Below are 20553 nucleotides of genomic sequence, written 5' to 3' on the forward strand. Positions count from 1 at the left end.
CGCCGCAAAGCGGCGGGTGAGGGGGGCCTTCGGCACCCACATCGAAAGGCCCCCTCACCCGGTTTGCTTCGCAACCCGACCTATCCCCCAAAGGGAGAGGTGAAGAAGCAGCAGAGGAGAACAAACAAATGACCACCACCAACGAATCCCTCTTCGCCGCCGCCGAAGCCATCCGCGCCAAGGCCTATGCGCCTTATTCCAATTTCCATGTTGGCGCCGCCATCCTCGCCGATGACGGCAAGATCTATTCCGGCTGTAACATCGAAAACGCCGCCTATCCGCAGGGCAATTGCGCTGAGACCTCAGCCATCGCCGCCATGATCGCCGGCGGCGCCCGCCGCATTACCCGCATCTATGTCACCGGCCCCGGCCAAAGCCCCGTCACCCCCTGCGGCGGCTGCCGCCAACGCATCCGCGAATTCGCCGATCTCGATGTGGAAGTGATCTCGCACGGCGTGGATGGATCGCCGCTGGTGCAGACGCTGGGGCAGCTCTTGCCGCACAGCTTTGGGCCGGAGTTTTTGGGCTTAGAGCCGGCCGCAGGCAAATTCACTCCGGTGGAGTGAATTTAGGCGAGAAGGCCGCGAGCGCTATGCGCGAGTGGCGGGGTAAACAAGCTATGCCAAAGAAGAAAGCCGAGAGGCAAAAATGACCAAAGCCGCCAAAACCATTCGCAAGATCGCCGGTGAAGAACCCATTGTCGCCGCGCTGACCCTTGGCTCTGGCCTCTCGGCCATTGGTGATCTGCTCGAAGACAAGGTCACCATTCCCTATTCCGAGCTCAAGGATTTCCCGGGTGCCGGCGTCTCCGGCCACGGCCGCGATCTGCTGATAGGCACGATGAGCGGCAAGCGCATCGCCATCCTCACCGGCCGCGAACACTATTATGAGCATGGCAATGCCGCCGCCATGCGTCCCGCGCTCGAAACCATGGCCGAGCTTGGCGCCAAGACGCTGCTCCTCACCAATTCCGCCGGTTCGCTCGACGAAAATCTCCGTCCCGGCGATCTCATGCTGATCTCCGATCACATCAACTATGCCGGCATGAACCCGCTGATCGGCGAGCCGACCGACCGCCGTTTTGTGAACATGGTCGATTGCTACAATTCCGCTCTGCGCGCCAAGGCCAAGGCGGCGGGCGAAAGGCTCGGTATCAAGGTCGGGGAGGGGATCTACCTCTGGTATTCCGGCCCGAGCTTTGAAACCATCGCCGAAATCCAGATGGCCATCCGCCTCGGCGCCAATGCCGTTGGCATGTCGACTGCTCCGGAAGTGATCCTCGGGCGCTTCTTGGGGCTAAAAGTCTGGGCTTGCTCGTCCATCACCAATATGGGCGCCGGCCTTTCGAACGAGAACATCAGCCATGAGCATACCAAGACCATGGCGGTGCAAGGGGCGGCCAAGCTGCAAAAGCTGATCCCGGCCCTGGTGGAGGAGCTATGAGTCTCAAGGTCGTCGACAATAGCGGGAGCAGCCAGGCGCCCGCGCACAAGCGCAATCCCGGTTATCCGCTCGATCTCGATTGGGTAGAGCGCGTTCGCATGAACCGCTCGGCTCTCGAACGCCGCGCCGGCTCCATCGGCGCGCGCCGCACGGTCAAGAAGGACTATCAGCTCGCCTGGCTCCTCAAAGCCATCACGCTGATCGACCTGACGACGCTCAATGCCGACGACACGCCCGGCCGCGTCGAGCGCCTCTGCGCCAAGGCGCGCAATCCGCTCCGTGCTGAAATCGTCGACAAGCTCGGGGTCAGGGATCTGCGCATCCTCCCCGGCGCCGTCTGCGTCTACCACACCTTCGTCAAGACCGCGGTCGACGCGTTGGAGGGCAGTGGCATTCCCGTCGCCGCCGTCTCTACTGCCTTCCCCCATGGCCTCGCCCCCGTCGACAACAAGATTGCCGAGATCGAAGCCTCGGTTAAAGACGGCGCCAAGGAAATCGACATCGTCATCGAACGCGGCATGGTTCTGCGCGGCGATTGGCAGGCGCTTTACGACCAGGTCCGCGCCTTCCGCAAAGCCTGCGGCGACGCTCACATCAAGACCATTTTGGGCACAGGGGAACTCGCGACCCAGACCAATATCGCCAAAGCCTCGCTCGTTTGCATGCTGGCCGGCGCCGATTTCATCAAGACCTCGACCGGCAAGGAAAAGGTCAACGCCAATCTCGTCACCTCGCTGACCATGATCCGCATGATCCGCTGGTTCAATGAAGAGACCGGCATCGAGATCGGCTACAAACCAGCCGGCGGCATTGCGACCGCGGGCGACGCGCTCAAATATATGGCGCTTATGAAAGAGGAACTGGGGACCCATTACCTAAATCCCCATTTATTCCGTTTCGGCGCTAGCGGATTGTTAACGGATATAGAACGTCAGCTTGAGCACGGGTTAACCGGCCACTACGCCGCCGACTACCGCCAGCCGATGGTGTGAGGCCACAAATGAACAAGATCGCACAAATCTTCGAAACCCTCGAATACGGCCCCGCACCCGAAACTGCCGACCAGGCAAATGCCTGGCTCGACAGCAAAAATCGGAATTTTGGCCACTTTATCGATGGCGCATGGACCGCTCCCGGCAAGACCCTTGCCTCGACCAATCCGGCAACAGGCGAAAAACTCGCTGAAATCACCGACGGCACCTCTGCCGACGTCGATTTAGCCGTCGCCGCCGCCCGCGCCGCCTTCCCACTATGGAGTGGGCTAAGTGGCTATGAGCGCGGGAAATTTTTGTATTCCATCGCCCGCATGATCCAGAAGCACAGCCGGCTCTTTGCCGTGCTCGAAACCATGGACAACGGCAAGCCAATCCGCGAAAGCCGCGACGCCGATATCCCCTTGGTAGCACGGCATTTTTATCACCACGCCGGCTGGGCCACGCACCTCGAACGCGAATTCCCAGACCATGTCCCCTACGGCGTTTGCGGCCAAATCATCCCGTGGAATTTCCCGCTGCTGATGCTGGCCTGGAAGATCGCACCGGCTCTCGCCGCCGGCAACACGGTGGTGCTGAAGCCCGCCGAGTTCACCTCGCTCACCGCACTGCTTTTCGCTGAAATCTGCGAACGCGTCGGCCTTCCCAAGGGCGTCGTCAACGTCGTCACGGGCGAAGGCGATACTGGCGCGGCGCTGGTAAACCATTCTGATGTCGACAAAATCGCCTTCACCGGCTCGACCGAAGTGGGAAAAATCATCCGCGCCGCTACGGCCGGGACCGGCAAGGGTCTCTCGCTCGAACTTGGCGGCAAATCGCCCTACATCGTCTTCGAAGATGCCGATCTCGACTCGGCGGTTGAAGGTTTGGTGGAAGCGATATGGTTCAACCAGGGCCAGGTGTGCTGCGCCGGCTCGCGCCTTCTGGTCCAAGAATCCATCGAGGAACGCTTCATCGCCAAGGTGAAGAAGCGCATGGTAAATCTCCGCGTCGGTGATCCCCTTGATAAATCAGTCGATATCGGCGCGCTGGTTGCCCCGGTGCAGGTCGACCGCATCCGCGACCTGATGAAAAAGGGCGTTGCCGAAGGCGCGGTGGTCTACGAGCCCGATGGCACAGTACCGGCCAATGGCTGCTTCCTGAAACCGGCCCTCGTCACCAATGTCTCCCCCGCTAACACTCTTGTGGCAGAAGAGATTTTTGGCCCCGTTCTGGTCGCCATGAGCTTCCGCACGCCCGAGGAAGCCGTGGCTCTCGCGAACAATACGCGCTATGGCCTCGCCGCGACGCTCTGGAGCGAGAACATCAATCTCGCGCTCGATATCGCACCCAAGCTCAAGGCCGGCGTCGTCTGGATCAACGGCACCAACCAGTTCGATGCAGCCGTCGGTTTCGGCGGATATAAAGAATCCGGTTTCGGTCGCGAAGGTGGCCGCGAGGGGATGGGCGCTTACTTGAAACCCAAGTTGGAAAAGGCGCTCCACCCGGCTCCTGCGGCGACGTCGGTTCCTGCCAAGGCGGCAAACCCGCTCGATGCCGAACATCTCGACCAGACAGCCAAGATGTATATCGGCGGCAAGCAGGCACGGCCCGATAGCGGCTATAATCGGCCGGTCCATGGCACTGACGGCGCGCTCGTCGGCGAAGTCGGCGATGGCAATCGCAAGGATATTCGCAATGCCGTCGAAGCGGCTCGCGCCGCGCTTGGCTGGGGCACGACTGCAGCGCATTCCCGCGCGCAGATCCTCTATTTCCTTGCCGAAAATCTCGACTATCGCCGGGACGAATTCGCGGCGCGCATCAAGGTGCAGACCGGCGATGACGGCTCCAAGGAAGTCGCTCAGTCCGTCGAGCGCCTGTTCGCCTTTGCTGGCTGGGCCGACAAATATGATGGGGCGGTGCACAACCCGCCCATGCGCGCCGTTGCCGCCGCCATGGTCGAGCCGCTTGGCGTGATCGGCGTGGTTGCTCCAACCTCGCGCCCGCTGCTCGGCTCGATCGCGCTGATCGCTCCAGCGCTCGCCATGGGGAATACCGTCGTGCTAGTGCCTTCGGAGGGCTCGCCGCTGTCGATGACCGATTTTTACCAGGTGCTCGAAACCTCCGACATGCCTTCTGGCGTCGTCAACATCGTCACCGGTGAAAGTGTCAGCCTTGCCAAGACCTTGGCTGAGCACGATGGTGTCGATGGGCTCTGGTTCGCCGGTTCTGCCGAAGGCTCTGCCATGGTCGAAAAGGCGTCGGTGAGCAATCTCAAGCAGACCTGGACGAGCCGCGGGCTCTACTATGATCTTGCCGATCAGCGCTTTGCCGGGGACTATTTCCTCGGTAAGGCGACGCAGGTGAAGAACGTCTGGATTCCATACGGGGCGTGAGCCCAAGTCACCCCCTCCCAGCCTCCCCCTGATAGGGGGAGGGGCGCGTCGGTTCTTGCCGAACCATCGAGACGACCTCTAGGCTATTCCTCCCCTAGTAGGGGGAGGTTAGGTGGGGGTAATTCTTCAGAGCTGAAAGCCATCCAATGGTCTTCCTCCCCCAAGAAGTGATCCTGAAAAAGCGCAATGGCGAGAAACTTCCCAAGGAAGACATCGCCCGCTTCATCGTCGGCTTTGCCGAAGGGACGGTGTCCCATGCGCAGGCGGCCGCTTTTGCCATGGCGGTCTATTTTCGGGATATGAGCATGGATGAGCGCGTCGCGCTGACGCTCGCCATGCGCGATTCCGGAAGCGTGCTCGATTGGTCCGATCTCGATGGTCCGGTCGCGGACAAGCATTCGACCGGCGGCGTGGGCGACAATGTTTCGCTGATGCTTGCGCCGATCCTTGCCGCCATCGGCATCTATGTGCCGATGATTTCCGGCCGCGGCCTGGGCCACACGGGCGGTACGCTCGATAAATTCGATTCCATTCCCGGCTATCAGACCCAGCCCGACAATACGCTCTTCCGCAACGCGGTGCAGCAGGCCGGCTGCGCCATTATCGGCCAGACCGCCGATCTCGCGCCAGCCGACAAGACGCTTTACGCCATTCGCGACGTGACCGGAACGGTCGAATCCATCTCCCTGATCACCGCATCGATCCTGTCGAAGAAACTGGCTGCAGGCCTTGGAGCATTGGTGCTCGACGTCAAGACGGGTTCTGGCGCCTTCATGCCGACCCTCGAAGCATCCCGCGATCTCGCCAAAAGCCTGGTGGATGTGGCCAATGGTGCCGGCCTCAAGACCGGCGCTTTGATTACCGATATGAACCAGCCTCTGGCGAGTGCTGCGGGCAATGGCCTCGAGATGCGCAATGCCGTCGAATTTCTGACGGGTAAGCACCAGGACCGGCGCCTTCGCGAAGTGACACTTGCCTTGTCGGCGGAAATTTCCCTGATGACCGGAATGGCGGAAACGTCTGCCGCCGCTCGCAAAAAAGTGGAAGTCGCCCTCGATAGCGGCAAGGCGACGGAGCACTTTTCGAAAATGGTTTCTGTGCTGGGTGGCCCGGCCGATTTCGTCGAGCGCATGGATGAGCATCTGCAGCCGGCGCCGATCGTTCGCGACGTTCTCGCGGGAGGCCGCGGCACGATCGCCGAGATCAATACGCGCGGCGTCGGCATGGCGGTTGTCGCCCTTGGTGGCGGTCGGGCAACGCCGACGGACGCCATCGATCATCGGGTGGGGTTCGATCGCCTGCTTGGTCTTGGCGCGGAAGTCGAACCAACTACCCCGATCGCCCGCATCCACGCCGCCGATGAAGCTTCGGCAGCCGATGCCGAAGCGCGTCTGCGCTCTGCCTATTTCGTCGGCTCCGGCGCGCCAAAATTCGCATTGATCGCCGACCGCATCACCGCCACGGAGTAAGCCCATGCCACGCGCAATTGTCTGCCTTCTCGACAGTGTCGGCATTGGCGGCTCGCCTGATGCCAATCAATATGGCGACCAGGGCGCCAATACGGTCGGCCATATCGCCGAATGGGCCGCCGAGGGCAGGGCGGACAGAGCCGGCCTCCGTTCCGGTTCGCTCAATGTGCCGAACATGGACGCCATGGGCCTTGGGGCAGCGATCAAACTGTCCACGGGCAGCCTGCCACCCAATCTCAGCGATGTGCCAAAGGGCGGCCGGTTCGGCGTTGGTCGTGAGATCTCGCGCGGCAAGGATACGCCATCGGGGCATTGGGAAATCGCCGGCGTGCCGGTGCCTTTCGATTGGGGCTATTTTCCACAATCCGAACCAACCTTTCCGCCGCACCTGATCGAAGAATTTGTTCGACGCGCTGAGCTCCCCGGCATTTTGGGCGACAAGCATGCTTCGGGTACGGACATCATCGCTGCGCTCGGCGAAGAGCATATCCGCACCGGCAAGCCGATCTGCTACACCTCGATCGATAGCGTCTTCCAGATAGCGGCGCATGAAAGCCACTTTGGGCTCGAGCGGCTCTACGAGATCTGCAGACAAGCCTTCGAACTGACGGCGCCGCTCAATATCGGTCGCGTCATCGCTCGGCCGTTCGTTGGCGACACCCCGGACACGTTCAAGCGCACCGGCAATCGTCGTGATTTCGCCATTCCGCCACCAGAACCAACATTGCTTGATCGCAATCAGGCGGCCGGCAATCAGGTCTATGCGGTTGGGAAAATTTCGGACATTTATGCCGGTTCCGGCGTGACCCACAAGATCAAGGGGACCGGGATTCCGCAGTTGTTCGACAAGACGCTCGACGCCATGGAAATGGCCGCAGACCGCGCTTTCATAATGACCAATTTCGTCGATTTCGATTCTGAGTATGGTCATCGCCGGGATGTGCCGGGTTATGCCGCGGCACTCGAATTGTTCGATGCGCGGCTGCCCGAACTGATCGCCAAGATGCGTTACGACGATCTGCTCGTCCTGACGGCTGACCACGGCAATGATCCGACGTGGCCGGGCACCGATCACACGCGCGAACAGGTGCCGATCCTCGTCTTTTCCCCAGCCCTCCCCAAAGGAGAGATTGGCATTCGCTCCACCTTCGCAGATATTGGGGAAAGCATAGCCGCATGGCTCGGGCTGGCGCCCGGCCGCCACGGCAGGTCCTTCCTGTAACCGAGAGAGATGATCGATATGAGCAAAGTCGTGGGCAATGTCACAGTCATCGATCACCCGCTGATCCAGCACAAGCTGACGATCATGCGCAACAAGGAGACCTCCATCGCCGGTTTCCGGCGGCTGCTGCGCGAGATTGCTCACCTGATGTGCTATGAAGTGACGCGCGATCTGGAGCTTGAAATGATTCCGATCGACACGCCCATGGCGACGATGGATTCGCCTGCCATCAAGGGCAAGAAGCTGGTTTTCGCCTCAATCCTGCGCGCCGGTAACGGTCTTCTCGATGGCATGCTCGATCTCGTCCCAGCCGCGCGCGTCGCCCATATCGGCATCTATCGCGACCACGAGACGCTCGAGCCGGTCGAATACTACTTCAAGGCGCCATCCAACCTTGAAGACCGCCTGATCATCGTCGTCGATCCCATGCTGGCGACCGGCAATTCGGCCACGGCCGCGATCGAAAAGCTCAAGGAGCGCGGCGCCAACAATATCCGCTTTCTTTGCCTGCTCGCTGCGCCCGAAGGCATCGTCAATTTTGAGAAGGCACATCCGGATGTGCCGGTTTATACAGCCTCGATCGACAGCCATCTCAACGAGAAGGGCTATATCATTCCTGGTCTTGGCGACGCCGGCGACCGCATGTACGGCACGCGATAAGCTATGGCAAAACTCGCACATTCGATGATCCGCGTGCTCGATGAAGCGCGGTCTGTGGATTTTTATCGCCGCGCCTTTGGGCTCGAAATCGTCAACCGGATCGAATTTGCCGAATTCACGCTGGTCTATATGGCCCATGAACTCGATGGCTTCGAGCTGGAACTGACCATCAATCACGGCCGCGCCGAGCCCTATAATCTCGGCGACGGCTATGGGCATCTCGCAGTCGTCGTGGACAATCTGCAGGCCGAGCACGAGCGGTTCACGGCCGAAGGATTTACTGTCGGCAAGGTGGTGGATTTCAAGAACGGCAATGTGCCCGTCGCGCGCTTCTTCTTCGCGACCGACCCCGACGGCTACAAGATTGAAGTGATCCAGAAGGGTGGTCGCTTCCAATAAACGCCACAGATGAAAAACCCCGGATCGCTCCGGGGTTTCTTGTTATTTGGCCTTGAGCGGCAAGCCGAGGGCGATTAGCTCGGCGCGGAGGGCGACGGGATCCTTGAAGTGGATGCCGTGCATGCCGAACTTGCGGGCGGCGACGATATTGGGCTCGCTATCGTCGATGAAGACGCAGGAATCTGGCGCAAAGCCGTAGCGTTCGCAGAATACGCGATAGATGCGCGGATCGGGTTTAACGAGGCCTTCGAGGCCCGAAACGATGACGCCGTCGAATTTTTCGAGGAACGGCCATTCGCCAAGGCAGCTCACCCATTTTTCCCAGGAGAAATTGGTGATGGCGAAGGTTGGGACATCCTGCTCGATCAGCTCGTTGTGGATGTCGATCGTGCCGTGGATAAAGTCGCCGAGCGTTTCTTTCCAGCGGAGATCAAAGGCCTGGATTTCGCGCCAATATTTCGGAAACCGCGTGATCAGCTTGGCGACGCCTTCGGCGTAGATTTCGCCAGCGTCGAATTCGAGATTCCAATCGCCGGTGCAAATATTCTGGTGAAACCACAGCGCATCCTCCTCGCTCTCGAAGAGCTTGCGGAACAGATACATAGGGTTCCAGTCGACGAAAACGCCGCCCAGGTCGAAGACGGGGATAATTGTGTCGTTCATGCTCTTGATCGGTTCGAGGTGAAGCTCACCGCTTCTGGCATGTCGCGCTTGGGTCGGCAACCGCAGCCTGTCGGATCGAGCCTAGCTCAGATCGATCTTGCCGCCGAAGCGGGGCATGAAGAGGGCCGAGCGATTGAGATCGAAGGTGTCTTTGAAGACGATGCCGAGCAAGGGCTTATAGGCATAGCGCGCTTCAGAAGCGATCACCGTCTGACCCTTGGCAATGGCGACGGTTTCCGCCGGCAGCGTATAGGGCTGTCCCTTGGGGTGCTCGGCCACTGTCCCCGAATACTTGCCGTCGGCAAAACGAACCGACCAGAGGACCGTCGTCTGTCCGGTTGAAGAGACGGAAACCGCCGTTACCGTCTGCGTCAGGCCACTTATAACATAGGGCGACATGATGCTGGTCGCAGCGTCGAAATAGTCCTTCAACTGGTCGCTTGTGATCGTCTTATTGGCGCGCGCAACGAGGTCGCCCATGGCGCCAGACACCGTCTGGACCTTGCGATCGGCCGTAAGAAGGGACGCTGCCTCCGAGCAACCGACATAAAGCGTCAGCATAAGTGGCACGACCAGCGCAAATTCCACCGCCGCCGTGCCGGTCTCTTTGCGCCAGAAGTGCTGCAAATATCGGGTTAGCTTACCCATCAGAACGGCTCATTTCTGAAAACCGTCGCAGCGCCCATCAGCAGCCGGCCATCACCCAGCCGGTTATTGGCAAGCGGTGTCTGTAGGATAGAGGGGTAGCGATAGTAGACCTGAACCATGACGACGCCCGAAGCGCCCCCAGGCTGCCATTCGTCCGATTTGCTCCACTTGCAATTGGTTTTGCAATTGCGGTCGAGCGGCACCTCGTAATCAGCGGATTGGAAGGTATCGATCTGCCGGACGCTGACATACATGTCCGAACAATTGCCAAAGAGCCCGAACAATCGGCCGCATACATCTTTCTTGTAATCGGCAACGGTCCAGTTGCGGCGCTGCGCTTCGCCGGTGCGGATCAATCGGCTCGTATCCTGGACGCCGCTTTCGAGCACTTGTGCTGCAAGATAAGCGACCGAGGTTTCGAGAGTCGCTCCCAACAAGGCAAAGAAGATCGGCGCGAGCAGGGCGAATTCAACCGCGGTTGCGCCGCGCGAATCGCCAAAGAAGGATTTGCGTCGAAGACGTGTCATGCCTTTTCCACCCGGGCAAGCGGACATTTTCCGCTATGCGCTCTAAGTGAACCGGTTATGGCTAAAGCGTCGTTAGGATTGGTGAACCCAAACGCCGAATTCAGCTTCAGGGTTAAGCAGGGCTAAATCTAATTGCCAGTTGTCTGGATCAATTGCGACGACGCGAGCGCCTGGGTTGTGAAGGCATTGTCATCGCCGAGCATGATCGTCGGCTGGCAGACGGGGGCGCAGCTCAGAGTAGTGCGCGACTGCCCCTGATAGACCGTGGTCACACCGGCCTGCATCTGCACCACATCGATGAGTGTGTCGGCGATTGGTTCGCCATAAGCATCAAGAACGATGAGATTGGTCTGGCCATAGCTCTTGCCGGTCAGGATCAAGGTCTGCGGATCCTGGATGGTGACGTCGGCAATCCCAGGATTTCCAACGATCACCGTGGCGGCCGGTGCGCTCATGCGCAAAACCCGCGCCATGTTCACCTTCACGTCGATCGGCGCATTATCCATTGCCAAGGTCGGCGCAACTGTCGCGAGCAGAATGCAGAAGCCCGATAGGGCGATTTTGCGGAACATGGCACTCATCCGGCTCAAACTATCCACACCACCATCGGACGGAATGGTAAATACTTGGCAAACATCGGCCATTTCCCTGAGCGGGCGTCTCCGGTGCGTTCCGCTCAAGTTGTTGATAGGCGTAGCAAATGATGCCAAGTAGTTCCTGGCGGATATGGTTGTCTAAAATGCGATGCAATTCTTCAACATGTTGAAAACCATCACTTATTTTACGCCAAAAGCTCGCGTTCTGAGCCGCTCGATTAACGCAATGGCAATGAGTGGGGGCTAGTTTTGCCATATCTTCGCTGTGACCGGCCGTGAGGCGTCACGAGGACGTGTAAAAGGAGCCTGGGACATGAATATTTTGGCACGCTTCGCGCAGGACGAGTCCGGCGCAACTGCAATCGAGTACGGCCTCATCGCCGCACTGATCTCGGTCGTCATCATCGGCGCTGTCAGCGCTCTTGGCGGTCAATTGTTTACCGTTTTCAATAGCATCACGACCGAACTCGGCGGTACCGCTGCTACCCGCTAGAAAGCGACTCGCGCTTTGAATTAGGAAGGGGCTCTACGAGCCCCTTTTTTATTTTTAAACAATTCTAGTATCTCATGCGTCGATCGGGGGCGGTTGGTATGAAAATCTTCATCTTGGCACAGAGGCTATCGGTCGATCAGTCGGGCGCCACTGCTATTGAGTATAGTCTCATCGGCGCGCTTGTTTCAGTGGCGATTGTGGGCGCAGTGACTGCCCTCAACGGTACTATGGTCGATATGTACGAATATATCCGGAGCTTCCTCGTCCCTGTCCTGTCAGGCTCATGAGGACCCCATGGTGACCCTCGCACTCTTCTTGTTTCCGGCTTTTATGGCCTTTGCCGCATCGTCAGATCTGCTGGCGATGAAAATATCGAATAGGCTGGTGATCGCACTCACCGTGACCTTCTTTATCGTCGCTATCGCGGTTAATTTGCCTCTCGAGCAGATCGGCATGCATCTCTTGTGCGCGGCCGTTGTGCTGCTTTGTGCCTTCGTAATGTTCGCCTTTGGCTGGATAGGAGGCGGAGATGCCAAACTCGCTGCCGCCACGACCTTGTGGCTTGGTTTTGGCGTTACCTTGCCTTATCTGCTTTTCGCCGGGATGCTGGGCGGCCTTCTGACATTGCTTATTCTGAGCTTCCGGCGCCTTCCGCTGACTCCGCTCATTGCCCGCTGGGAATGGATTGCTCGTCTGCACGACAAGAAATCAGGCGTGCCCTATGGCATCGCCATGGCGGTTGCCGCGATCATGGTCTATTCCAACACAGTAATTTTCGAACGGCTTATTGCCTGAGCTAGCAGTGGTCTGATTACGCCTGCGAGAACAAAGCTAATGGCGGCAGGCAATTAAGATCTTGTTTACCTTGTGTTATAAGGCTCGATTAACCAAACTTTGACCCTTTGATCGCATAGTTACCCGGTGGAATTGGGCATTTGCCCAGCGTAACCGGAGTGGGTCATGAGACCAGCACGTATCATCCTGGTGGTAGTGGCCCTGGTCGCTGGCGGGCTCGCCGCTATTCTAGTTCTGCGTGGCGGACAGGCACCGTCGACGACCGAAGTCGTCACGCAGGTGGTCGAGGAAGCCAAGACCCAGATCCTCGTTGCCAAGGCACCGATCGGCGTGGGCGAAAGGCTCAAGCCGGAAAATGTCGAGTGGCAGGATTGGCCCGAAGGCGCCATTCGTCCCGAATATGTAACCGTCTCATCGATGCCGGATGCGCCCGCGACGCTAACTGGCGCCGTGGCGCGCTTTGAATTCTTTCCCGGCGAACCTATTCGCGAGCAGAAGCTCGTCAAATCCGATCAGGGTTATCTCTCGGCTGTTCTCGCTTCCGGCATGCGCGGCGTTTCGGTCGGCGTAACCGCAGTCTCGAGTGCCGGCGGGTTCGTCGTGCCAAACGATCATGTCGACGTTGTCCTGACGACCGCGACCAATGGCGGGCAGCAGTCGGAAGTCGTCCTCTCCAATGTCCGCGTGCTCGCGATCGGCAAACGCCTCGGCGAACTTGGTATGAGCGGCGGCGACGAAACGGGCGAGGCTGAAAGTCCAGCGCCGGAGCCGTTCGACAATAGCACGATCGCGACCCTCGAACTGACCCCGCCCCAGGCTGAAACCCTGATCAACGCCTCCATGCGCGGCCAATTGAGCCTCAGCCTTCGCTCGATCGTCGATTTCGGCAAGACCGCCGACGCCAAGCGGCCGGCGAGCGCCAGCCAATCTGTGCGGGTTATTCGTGCCGGTAAGGAACAAAGCGTGCTCGCAGGGTCGCTGTCGAACAGTGCGCCAATCGAAACGCAGCCGCCCGATCAGTTCGTGGCGACGGAGACGACTGCGCCCGCACTGCCTGAAATTCAGGTTGAAACCGCCCAGCCGCAGCTGATGCCGCAGTGAGGGAGAGATGGAAATGATCGCCAAATCAACGAGACTATCTCGATCCCTGCGCCATTGGCTCGTTGCCAGCGCCATCGGCAGCTTGTCACTTGCAGTTGCGGCTCCTGCCGTGGCCCAGGCACAGATCAATGTTTCTTCGACGGCCTATGGCGGGCAGCGCGATATCGATCTTGAATTGAACAAGTCGATGATCGTCGATCTCCCTGCTGGCGTTGCCGAGGTGATCGTCTCCCAGCCATCGGTGGCCGCCGCGATCATGCGCACGCGCACCCGTGCCATCGTTCAGGGCATTGGCGGTGGCGATACCAATATCTTCTTCATCGATGATGCCGGCCGCACCATTCAGGTGCTCGATCTGCGCGTGATCAAGGAGCCATCCCAGGTCGGTAATGCCCTCGAAGAGGCGCTGGCCCGCGTCATCCCCGGTTCGCATATCCGCGTCGAATCCGTCACTCTTAACGACTCGACGAACCGGGTCGTCTTGACCGGTACCGTGCTCTCTTCCGACGACAAGGATCGTGCTGCTCAGGTGGCCATCCAGTTCGCGGGCGACCCGGAAAATGTTGCCAATATCATTGAGGTTGCCGGTGGACAGCAGGTCATGCTGCAGGTCACCGTTTCTGAGATCCGTCGCACCGTCGCGCAGCAGCTCGGCATCAATCTATCGGGCACCGTCACCATCGGCTCAGCCAGCCTTGGCCTGAACAATTCAGTGACGCCAAGCACCTCGACCAATGGCTTTTCGGGCAATTTCCCGATCGGCAACACCCAGATCAACGCCTCGCTGCGGGCGCTCGAACAGCGCGGCGCGCTGCGTCTCCTCGCCCAGCCGACCCTTACGGCCGTCTCGGGCCAGGCCGCGGAATTTCTCGTCGGTGGTGAATTCCCGGTCCCGACGACCAATAGCAATGGCAGCACGTCGGTCGAGTACAAGCCCTATGGCGTCGAACTGCAGTTCACGCCCACGGTCCGCTCCAATGGCGTGATCGCGCTGACGGTCAAAACCGGCGTGTCGGAGGTGCAGACCGGCAGCTATGCGTTGACGCGGCGTGACGTGAATACCAGTGTCGAGCTTGGTGTCGGGTCGACGCTCGCCATCGGCGGGCTGCTCTCGGAGAACACCACGCAGAATATCGATCAGCTTCCGGGCCTGGGCAATATCCCGATCCTTGGCGCCCTGTTCCGCAGCCGCGAATTCCGCAGCGAGGAAACCGAGCTGGTCGTTCTGGTGACGCCTTACCTGGTCAATCCTGCGCCGGTGAACACCATTCCCGTGCCGACCGACTATTCTGTACCAGCGAGCGATGCCGAGGGCATTTTCCTCGGCAAGCTCGAAAAGCAATACGGCGTCGGCCCCGGTGGCATGCGCGGCAGTTTTAACGGCTCTGTCGGCTTCGCGCTCGATTGATGATGGCGGCAGGAGAAAAGTAATGAAGAGTTTCCTCAACCCCGAAGAGCCAGCCAAGCAGGAAGAGGCCGCAGCCGATATCTCGCCCGGCGCGCGTCTTGTTCCGCGCATCACCATCCAGGCATTCTGTGAGCATTCTCAGACCGCGCAACTGGTCGAAAGCGCCGTGCATGATCGGCGTATGTCCAAGGTTGCGCTGACGACGCATAACGGCGGTATCGACGGTGCGGTCGAAACCTATAAGACCAACCCGACGCCGAACCTGATCATCGTCGAAACCTCGCTGCCACCTGAAGAGGTGCCGCAGGCGCTGGGGCGTCTCGCAGATGTGTGCGACGCGACCACGCGCGTGATTGTCCTCGGCCACGTCAATGACGTCCTGCTCTACCGTGAGCTGATCCGCTCGGGGATTTCCGAATATATCGTCCTGCCCGCCACCGCGCAGATCATCGTCAATTCCATCACCGACCTCTTTGCAGGTGAAGGTGCTGCGGCCATCGGGCGCACGATCGGCTTTGTGTCAGCCAAAGGCGGGGCAGGTGGCTCGACTGTCGCCCACAATGTTGCCTGGGCGATCGCGACCGGCCTCCGGCAGGATTGTCTGATCCTAGATATGGATCTCGGATTTGGCACCGCTGGGTTGAATTTCAATCAGGACCCGCCGCATGGCATCGCGGATGCTCTGCTCGCCAACCAGAAGGTCGATCAGACCATGCTGGACCGGCTGATGAGCAAGGCGGCAAACCACATCAACCTGCTGACGGCCCCGGCAACGCTCGATCGCACCTGGGATTTTGAAGAGCGCGAATTTGAGCAGATCGTTGAGATTTGCCAAAAATCCATGCCGGTCATCATTCTCGATATTCCCCATTCGTGGAATGCCTGGGTGCGGCACACGCTCTCGACCATCGATGAAGTGGTGATCGTCGCCGAGCCCGATCTGGCCAATCTGCGCAATGCCAAGAACCTGGCTGACACGATCAAGGCACTGCGGCCGACGGAAAAAGCGCCGAGTCTTGTGATCAACAAGCAGGGTATCGCCCGCCGCCCCGAGATCAGCGCGGCCGAATTCGCCGCATCGGTCGAATGCACCCTGATTGGGCAGATCGGCTTTGACGCAGCGCTCTTCGGCACAGCCGCGAACAATGGCCAGATGATCGCCGAGGTTTCGGCGAGCAATAAGGTCAACGACGTCTATCGCAATATCGGCATGCAGGTCACCGGCCGCCAGGTCGCGCATGGCGCAGGCAAGGCGGCGGGGCTGATGAAGCTGCCCTCCTTCCTCAAGAAGCGGGCTTAGCTCCAAGAGGAGCTAGGCGCGAAAAATAAGAGAAGAACATGTTTGGCAAGCGGACGACATTTGGCGGCAATACACCGGGCGTGGCAGAGATCGCTCGCCCTGTGCCGAGCCCAACCCGCCCCGAGCCAGCCGCCGCACCGCAACGCCGCGCTTCGGACACGGACAGCATGGCCACGCGTCAGCGGACGACGGACGAAGTGCTCGATGTGCGCAATCCTGTCGATGCGCAGCGTGACCGCGAATATTTCCAGACCAAGTCCGCGATTTTTAACGCGCTGATTGATTCCATCGATCTCAGCCAGCTCGCGACAATGGAAAGCCAGGCTGCGCGCGAGGAAATTCGCGACATCGTCGGCGAAATCATCGCGCTCAAATCGATCGTCATGTCGATTTCCGAGCAGGAAGATCTGCTTGAAGATATCTGCAACGACGTCCTCGGTTATGGGCCGCTCGAGCCGCTGCTGGCGCGTGACGACATTGCCGATATCATGGTGAACGGCAGCCAGAAGTGCTACATCGAAGTCGGTGGCAAGGTGCGCCTGACCAATGTGCGCTTCCGCGACGATGCGCATTTGATGAATGTCTGCCAGCGCATCGTGTCCCAAGTTGGCCGCCGCGTCGACGAAGGCTCACCTATCTGCGACGCACGTCTCCCCGATGGCTCGCGCGTCAACGTCATCGCTCCGCCGCTCGCCATCGATGGCGCTGCGCTCACCATCCGTAAGTTCAAGAAGGACAAGCTGACCCTGCAGCAGCTTGTCAAATACGGTTCGATTTCGCCTGAAGGGGCTGAAGTTCTCCGCATTCTCGGCCGCGTCCGGGCCAATGTGCTCATCTCGGGTGGTACCGGCTCGGGCAAGACGACGCTGCTCAATTGCCTGACGGCCTTCATCGAAAAGGATGAGCGCGTCATCACCTGCGAAGACTCTGCCGAACTTCAGCTTCAGCAGCCCCATGTGGTGCGTTTGGAAACCCGCCCGCCCAACCTTGAGGGCGAAGGCGAGATCACCATGCGCGATCTCATCAAGAATTGCCTTCGTATGCGCCCCGAACGCATCATCGTCGGCGAAGTCCGCGGCCCGGAGAGTTTCGACCTTCTCCAGGCTATGAATACCGGTCACGACGGCTCCATGGGCACGCTCCACGCCAATAGCCCGCGTGAAGCCCTGTCGCGTCTAGAATCCATGATCACCATGGGCGGCTATTCCCTGCCGAGCCGCACCATCCGCGAAATGATCGTGTCTTCGATCGACGTTATCGTCCAGGCCGCGCGTCTCCGCGATGGTTCGCGCCGCATCACCCACATTTCCGAAGTGCTTGGGATGGAAGGCGATGTCATCGTGACCCAGGATATTTTCGTCTATGACATCATGGGCGAAGACGCCAATGGCATGCTGATGGGCAAACACCGTTCGACCGGCATCACCAAGCCGCAATTCACCGAGCGCGCCCGCTACTTCAACGAAGAAGCCAACCTCGTCGAGGCGCTCGAAAAGTCCAATACCGAGCAGCACGAACTGATGGGACGCTGACCATGCTCATGCCTATCCTGCTTGTGGTTTTGGCGGTTGTGGCGGTTGGCGCAGCCGGCTTTGCGCTCGTGCCATCCGCTCTTGGCAGCAGCCGCGCGCAGAAGCGTTTGAAAACCTATCGCGGCGACATTCGCGCCAATCGCCGGGAGCTCGATGCCAATCGTACGCGCGATGCGCGCCGCAAGACGGTGCAATCGGCGCTCAAGGCCCAGTCCGATGAGCTCAATGCCAAGAAGCGCTTGACCGTATCGGACATGATCTTCCAGGCCGGTATGACGATCACGCCAGCCGCTTTTATCCGCAATAGCGTCATCTTTGGCGTCGTGCTCTTCCTCATTCTGCTCATCACGCAGGTGCCATATTATTTCGCGGCGATTTTTGCCGTCGCGGGAGGATATCTGCTGCCGCGCATGTATGTGATGCGCAAGCGCAAGCAGTATCAGAACAAGTTTCTCGACGAGCTGCCGAACGCCGTCGAAGCCATTGTGCGCGGCGTCAAGACGGGGCTTCCGCTCAACGATTCCATGCGCGTCGTTGCCAAGGATACCAAGGAGCCGGTGAAGTCAGAATTCCAGCGCGTGCTCGATCAGCAGGCGTTCGGTTTTTCGATGACGGAAGCCGTGCAAGTGCTGCTACAGCGTGTTCCGCTCCCTGAAGTCAACTTCTTCGTCGTTGTCATCTCGGTGCAGCAACAGGCGGGCGGTAACCTTTCGGAAGCCCTCGGAAACCTCGCGCGCGTGCTGCGCAACCGCAAGAAGATGAAGCAGAAGGTGGCCGCGATGTCGTCGGAAGCGAAGGCCTCCGCGGGCATTATCGGCTCTTTGCCTATCGTCGTCGCCATCATGGTTTCGGTCGTCTCGCCCCAATATCTTTCGCCGCTCATCACGACCCCGTTGGGCCAGATCTGGCTAGGCGCCGCAGCGATCATGATGTGCCTTGGCGTTTTCGTCATGAACCGCATGGTTCAGTTCGAGTTTTAGGGCAGGGCATCGCACATGGTCGAAATGCTGACATCGCGCGAATTCCTGATTGCCGTTCTGGCAGCGATTTCGGCCGCCGCCGTGGTGTTCACCTTCGGCTCTTCGATGATCGTCAAGCAGGACATGAAGACGCGCGTCAAACGTGTCGCGCTCGAGCGCGATCGGATGCGTGCCGAGGAAATGGCGCGTCTGCGGGGCGGGGGGGCCATCGATAGCCGCTCGAGCATGCGGCGCACCAAGGAAGCGCGCTCCTATATGAAGACCGCAGTGGAACGCTTCGACCTCAAGAAGGCATTCCAAGACGACAACACCGTCGACAAGCTCGCCATGGGCGGTTATCGCGGCCAGGGTCACCTGACCTCGTTCCTGTTCCAGCGCTTCGCCACGCCCTTTGGCGTGTTCATCATCGCGGCGTTTTATCTGCTGATCGTTATTCCCGGTGACCGGCCGGTTTTCTTGAATTTGGTGTACGCGATCGGTGCTGCGCTCGTCGGGTCCTATCTACCCGTACTGATGCTGCGGAACGCGACACAGAAGCGCCAGCAATCTATCCGCCGTTCCTGGCCTGATTGTCTCGATCTCTTGCTGCTTTGCGTCGAAGCCGGCATGTCGATGGAACACGCGTTCAAGCGCGTGGCCCGCGAAATCGGCCAGCAGAGCGCCGAACTGGCCGAAGAGCTGACGCTGACCACAGCCGAACTGTCATTTCTCGAAGACCGCACCCGCGCCTATGAAAATCTTGGCCGCCGGACCGGGCTCGACAATGTCCGCGCTGTCATGACCGCGCTTATCCAGGCTGACCGCTATGGCACCTCGGTCGGTCAGGCGCTCCGCGTCATGGCCGAAGAAGGTCGTGAATCGCGCATGATGGAAGCGGAAAAGAAAGCTGCGGCTTTGCCGCCCAAGCTGACCGTGCCGCTGATCCTGTTCTTCCTGCCGGTGCTCTTTATCGTCATCATGGCGCCTGCCATCATCAAGGTGATGGGCAACGGCATGATGAGCGGCGGCTAACTGCCAAGAGGTTGGAAACTTCGGTTCAGCCGTTGGGAATGAGATCCCAGCGATTTTGCTGGGTCAGCATGGCCCGCACATAAGTCATGTTGGCTTCGACCTGTTCCGGCGGCAATTCCGCGGCGTAGATCGCGCGCGCTTCATCGAAGCGTCCCTGGAGACCGACGACAAGGGCAAGGTTCTGGCGCGTCTGGCTTGTTGCGCCACGCATCTGCACTGCACGGCGCAAATGCTGCTCAGCCGATGCCAGATCGGAGGTCATGGCATAGGAAAGGCCCATATTGGCTTCGATCGCCGCCTCGCCAGGCGCAACGGTTGCCGCCTGCGCATAAAGCGCACGAGCCTCGGCATTGCGGCCCATCTGATCAAAGGCCGCGCCCTTGACGAGAAGCGCATTCCAGTCTGGTGCATCTGGCCGCAATGTGCGGTCGATGACGGCCACCGATTGCTCAAAGCTGCCCATCGAGACCAGAGCCTTGGCATAGGCGACGGATAGTTCGACGTCGTTTGGATAGAGCCCGATCGCCTGCTCGAGCGCGGCTGCTGCTTGTTGCGGCTGGCCGGCTGCGCGCAGGGCCGCGGCATAAAGAATGACGGTATCGCGGTCGCGCGGATTGGATTTGTAACGCCCCGTCAGTTCCGCCAGCGTTTGCTGGCGCTGTTCCGCCGGAAGGCTCGAATAATCGGTCGCGCCAAGCTGTCCGCGATTGGAAGCGCAAGCCGATAGCGCGAGAGCTGCAACGCCGGCCAGCAGCAGCATGCGCCAGGTCCGATTGGTAGCAACGACACGCAGCACGGCACGACTCCTCGGGGGACTTTCCCCTCAGGCCAAGCAATAAATCATTAACCCTAATAGGCGGTTAAAGATCGCTGCCCCAGTGCGTTGCGCAAGCGAGGCGAGGGGACTAGGTATGGTGGCGACCACACCCCGGAGTTGCC

22 protein-coding genes are annotated in these 20553 nt (G+C 59.7%); 17 read left to right on the plus strand and 5 right to left on the minus strand.

The genetic code is table 11. The features are described 5' to 3' along the window. The first annotated feature begins 128 nt into the window (after positions 1 to 128). From ASE94_RS04195 to ASE94_RS04230, 8 genes are all read left to right on the plus strand, one after another. Positions 129 to 566 carry a cytidine deaminase gene (locus tag ASE94_RS04195; protein WP_062629327.1) on the plus strand — a complete coding sequence of 146 codons (438 nt, stop codon included), beginning with the start codon at positions 129 to 131 and terminating at the stop codon, positions 564 to 566. Between the two features lie 82 nt (positions 567 to 648). Further along, entirely contained in the window at positions 649 to 1443 is a 795-nt protein-coding gene (locus ASE94_RS04200) for a purine-nucleoside phosphorylase (protein WP_062629328.1), read from the plus strand. Then, complete coding sequence (gene deoC, locus ASE94_RS04205; protein ID WP_062629329.1) at positions 1440 to 2435, plus strand: deoxyribose-phosphate aldolase; 996 nt, start codon at positions 1440 to 1442, stop codon at positions 2433 to 2435. Before ASE94_RS04200 ends, deoC begins: the two co-directional genes overlap by 4 nt. Before the next feature lie 8 nt (positions 2436 to 2443). After that, positions 2444 to 4810, plus strand: coding sequence for an aldehyde dehydrogenase family protein (locus ASE94_RS04210; RefSeq protein WP_062629330.1), 2367 nt, complete (start codon positions 2444 to 2446; stop codon positions 4808 to 4810). Between the two features lie 146 nt (positions 4811 to 4956). Beyond that, entirely contained in the window at positions 4957 to 6279 is a 1323-nt protein-coding gene (deoA, locus tag ASE94_RS04215) for a thymidine phosphorylase (protein ID WP_062629331.1), read from the plus strand. A 4-nt stretch (positions 6280 to 6283) separates the two neighbouring features. Then, a complete protein-coding gene (locus ASE94_RS04220) occupies positions 6284 to 7501 on the plus strand; it encodes a phosphopentomutase (RefSeq protein ID WP_061907642.1) in 1218 nt (405 codons plus the stop codon). Positions 7502 to 7519: 18 nt separating this feature from the next. Next, complete coding sequence (gene upp / locus ASE94_RS04225) at positions 7520 to 8161, plus strand: uracil phosphoribosyltransferase (RefSeq protein WP_061908069.1); 642 nt, start codon at positions 7520 to 7522, stop codon at positions 8159 to 8161. A 3-nt stretch (positions 8162 to 8164) separates the two neighbouring features. After that, positions 8165 to 8560: a VOC family protein gene (locus tag ASE94_RS04230; protein ID WP_062629332.1), complete on the plus strand. Its 396-nt coding sequence runs from the start codon at positions 8165 to 8167 to the stop codon at positions 8558 to 8560. 42 nt (positions 8561 to 8602) lie between these two features. On the opposite strand, the gene ASE94_RS04235 is transcribed toward ASE94_RS04230, so the two are convergent. The 4 genes from ASE94_RS04235 to ASE94_RS04250 form a co-directional block, all read right to left on the minus strand. Then, complete coding sequence (locus ASE94_RS04235; RefSeq protein WP_062629333.1) at positions 8603 to 9223, minus strand: HAD family phosphatase; 621 nt, start codon at positions 9221 to 9223, stop codon at positions 8603 to 8605. Positions 9224 to 9304: 81 nt separating this feature from the next. After that, positions 9305 to 9871, minus strand: a complete 567-nt coding sequence (locus ASE94_RS04240; RefSeq protein WP_062629334.1) for a TadE/TadG family type IV pilus assembly protein — start codon at positions 9869 to 9871, stop codon at positions 9305 to 9307. Then, on the minus strand, positions 9871 to 10398 hold the full coding sequence (locus ASE94_RS04245; protein ID WP_062629335.1) for a TadE/TadG family type IV pilus assembly protein: 528 nt from the start codon (positions 10396 to 10398) through the stop codon (positions 9871 to 9873). Before ASE94_RS04245 ends, ASE94_RS04240 begins: the two co-directional genes overlap by 1 nt. A gap of 128 nt (positions 10399 to 10526) precedes the next feature. After that, positions 10527 to 10970 carry a pilus assembly protein N-terminal domain-containing protein gene (locus tag ASE94_RS04250; RefSeq protein ID WP_062629336.1) on the minus strand — a complete coding sequence of 148 codons (444 nt, stop codon included), beginning with the start codon at positions 10968 to 10970 and terminating at the stop codon, positions 10527 to 10529. A 337-nt stretch (positions 10971 to 11307) separates the two neighbouring features. On the opposite strand from ASE94_RS04250, the gene ASE94_RS04255 reads away from it, so the two are divergent. From ASE94_RS04255 to ASE94_RS04295, 9 genes are all read left to right on the plus strand, one after another. Further along, the gene (locus ASE94_RS04255) at positions 11308 to 11487 is read left to right on the plus strand and encodes a Flp family type IVb pilin (RefSeq protein WP_062629337.1); all 180 of its coding nucleotides are present in this window, start codon (positions 11308 to 11310) and stop codon (positions 11485 to 11487) included. 98 nt (positions 11488 to 11585) lie between these two features. Beyond that, the gene (locus tag ASE94_RS04260; RefSeq protein WP_156351842.1) at positions 11586 to 11774 is read left to right on the plus strand and encodes a Flp family type IVb pilin; all 189 of its coding nucleotides are present in this window, start codon (positions 11586 to 11588) and stop codon (positions 11772 to 11774) included. A 7-nt stretch (positions 11775 to 11781) separates the two neighbouring features. Then, positions 11782 to 12282, plus strand: coding sequence for a prepilin peptidase (locus ASE94_RS04265; RefSeq protein ID WP_062629339.1), 501 nt, complete (start codon positions 11782 to 11784; stop codon positions 12280 to 12282). A gap of 165 nt (positions 12283 to 12447) precedes the next feature. Continuing rightward, complete coding sequence (gene cpaB / locus ASE94_RS04270; RefSeq protein ID WP_062629340.1) at positions 12448 to 13383, plus strand: Flp pilus assembly protein CpaB; 936 nt, start codon at positions 12448 to 12450, stop codon at positions 13381 to 13383. A gap of 13 nt (positions 13384 to 13396) precedes the next feature. Further along, entirely contained in the window at positions 13397 to 14791 is a 1395-nt protein-coding gene (locus tag ASE94_RS04275) for a type II and III secretion system protein family protein (RefSeq protein WP_162236042.1), read from the plus strand. 22 nt (positions 14792 to 14813) lie between these two features. Then, positions 14814 to 16091 carry an AAA family ATPase gene (locus ASE94_RS04280; protein WP_062629342.1) on the plus strand — a complete coding sequence of 426 codons (1278 nt, stop codon included), beginning with the start codon at positions 14814 to 14816 and terminating at the stop codon, positions 16089 to 16091. A gap of 38 nt (positions 16092 to 16129) precedes the next feature. Beyond that, positions 16130 to 17623: a CpaF family protein gene (locus ASE94_RS04285; RefSeq protein WP_062629343.1), complete on the plus strand. Its 1494-nt coding sequence runs from the start codon at positions 16130 to 16132 to the stop codon at positions 17621 to 17623. Between the two features lie 2 nt (positions 17624 to 17625). Beyond that, the gene (locus tag ASE94_RS04290; RefSeq protein ID WP_062629344.1) at positions 17626 to 18603 is read left to right on the plus strand and encodes a type II secretion system F family protein; all 978 of its coding nucleotides are present in this window, start codon (positions 17626 to 17628) and stop codon (positions 18601 to 18603) included. A gap of 15 nt (positions 18604 to 18618) precedes the next feature. Next, positions 18619 to 19614 carry a type II secretion system F family protein gene (locus tag ASE94_RS04295; RefSeq protein WP_061907655.1) on the plus strand — a complete coding sequence of 332 codons (996 nt, stop codon included), beginning with the start codon at positions 18619 to 18621 and terminating at the stop codon, positions 19612 to 19614. A 25-nt stretch (positions 19615 to 19639) separates the two neighbouring features. On the opposite strand, the gene ASE94_RS04300 is transcribed toward ASE94_RS04295, so the two are convergent. Beyond that, positions 19640 to 20410 (minus strand): tetratricopeptide repeat protein, encoded by a 771-nt coding sequence (locus ASE94_RS04300; RefSeq protein ID WP_082460902.1) that lies wholly within the window; start codon positions 20408 to 20410, stop codon positions 19640 to 19642. Positions 20411 to 20553 lie beyond the last annotated feature (143 nt).

It is taken from the genome of Devosia sp. Leaf64 (assembly GCF_001421945.1).
Taxonomy (GTDB): Bacteria; Pseudomonadota; Alphaproteobacteria; order Rhizobiales; family Devosiaceae; genus Devosia.

Excerpts from the sequence above, each read along its gene's own strand:
- ASE94_RS04265 (WP_062629339.1), top strand. The coding sequence starts at position 11,782 with ATGGTGACCCTCGCACTCTTCTTGTTTCCGGCTTTTATGGCCTTTGCC.
- ASE94_RS04255 (WP_062629337.1), top strand. The coding sequence starts at position 11,308 with ATGAATATTTTGGCACGCTTCGCGCAGGACGAGTCCGGCGCAACTGCA.
- upp (WP_061908069.1), top strand. The coding sequence starts at position 7,520 with ATGAGCAAAGTCGTGGGCAATGTCACAGTCATCGATCACCCGCTGATC.
- deoC (WP_062629329.1), top strand. The coding sequence starts at position 1,440 with ATGAGTCTCAAGGTCGTCGACAATAGCGGGAGCAGCCAGGCGCCCGCG.
- ASE94_RS04250 (WP_062629336.1), bottom strand. The coding sequence starts at position 10,970 with ATGTTCCGCAAAATCGCCCTATCGGGCTTCTGCATTCTGCTCGCGACA.
- ASE94_RS04285 (WP_062629343.1), top strand. The coding sequence starts at position 16,130 with ATGTTTGGCAAGCGGACGACATTTGGCGGCAATACACCGGGCGTGGCA.
- ASE94_RS04220 (WP_061907642.1), top strand. The coding sequence starts at position 6,284 with ATGCCACGCGCAATTGTCTGCCTTCTCGACAGTGTCGGCATTGGCGGC.
- ASE94_RS04280 (WP_062629342.1), top strand. The coding sequence starts at position 14,814 with ATGAAGAGTTTCCTCAACCCCGAAGAGCCAGCCAAGCAGGAAGAGGCC.
- ASE94_RS04260 (WP_156351842.1), top strand. The coding sequence starts at position 11,586 with ATGAAAATCTTCATCTTGGCACAGAGGCTATCGGTCGATCAGTCGGGC.
- cpaB (WP_062629340.1), top strand. The coding sequence starts at position 12,448 with ATGAGACCAGCACGTATCATCCTGGTGGTAGTGGCCCTGGTCGCTGGC.
- ASE94_RS04235 (WP_062629333.1), bottom strand. The coding sequence starts at position 9,223 with ATGAACGACACAATTATCCCCGTCTTCGACCTGGGCGGCGTTTTCGTC.
- ASE94_RS04275 (WP_162236042.1), top strand. The coding sequence starts at position 13,397 with ATGATCGCCAAATCAACGAGACTATCTCGATCCCTGCGCCATTGGCTC.
- ASE94_RS04240 (WP_062629334.1), bottom strand. The coding sequence starts at position 9,871 with ATGGGTAAGCTAACCCGATATTTGCAGCACTTCTGGCGCAAAGAGACC.
- ASE94_RS04210 (WP_062629330.1), top strand. The coding sequence starts at position 2,444 with ATGAACAAGATCGCACAAATCTTCGAAACCCTCGAATACGGCCCCGCA.
- deoA (WP_062629331.1), top strand. The coding sequence starts at position 4,957 with ATGGTCTTCCTCCCCCAAGAAGTGATCCTGAAAAAGCGCAATGGCGAG.
- ASE94_RS04195 (WP_062629327.1), top strand. The coding sequence starts at position 129 with ATGACCACCACCAACGAATCCCTCTTCGCCGCCGCCGAAGCCATCCGC.
- ASE94_RS04230 (WP_062629332.1), top strand. The coding sequence starts at position 8,165 with ATGGCAAAACTCGCACATTCGATGATCCGCGTGCTCGATGAAGCGCGG.
- ASE94_RS04290 (WP_062629344.1), top strand. The coding sequence starts at position 17,626 with ATGCTCATGCCTATCCTGCTTGTGGTTTTGGCGGTTGTGGCGGTTGGC.
- ASE94_RS04295 (WP_061907655.1), top strand. The coding sequence starts at position 18,619 with ATGGTCGAAATGCTGACATCGCGCGAATTCCTGATTGCCGTTCTGGCA.
- ASE94_RS04200 (WP_062629328.1), top strand. The coding sequence starts at position 649 with ATGACCAAAGCCGCCAAAACCATTCGCAAGATCGCCGGTGAAGAACCC.
- ASE94_RS04245 (WP_062629335.1), bottom strand. The coding sequence starts at position 10,398 with ATGACACGTCTTCGACGCAAATCCTTCTTTGGCGATTCGCGCGGCGCA.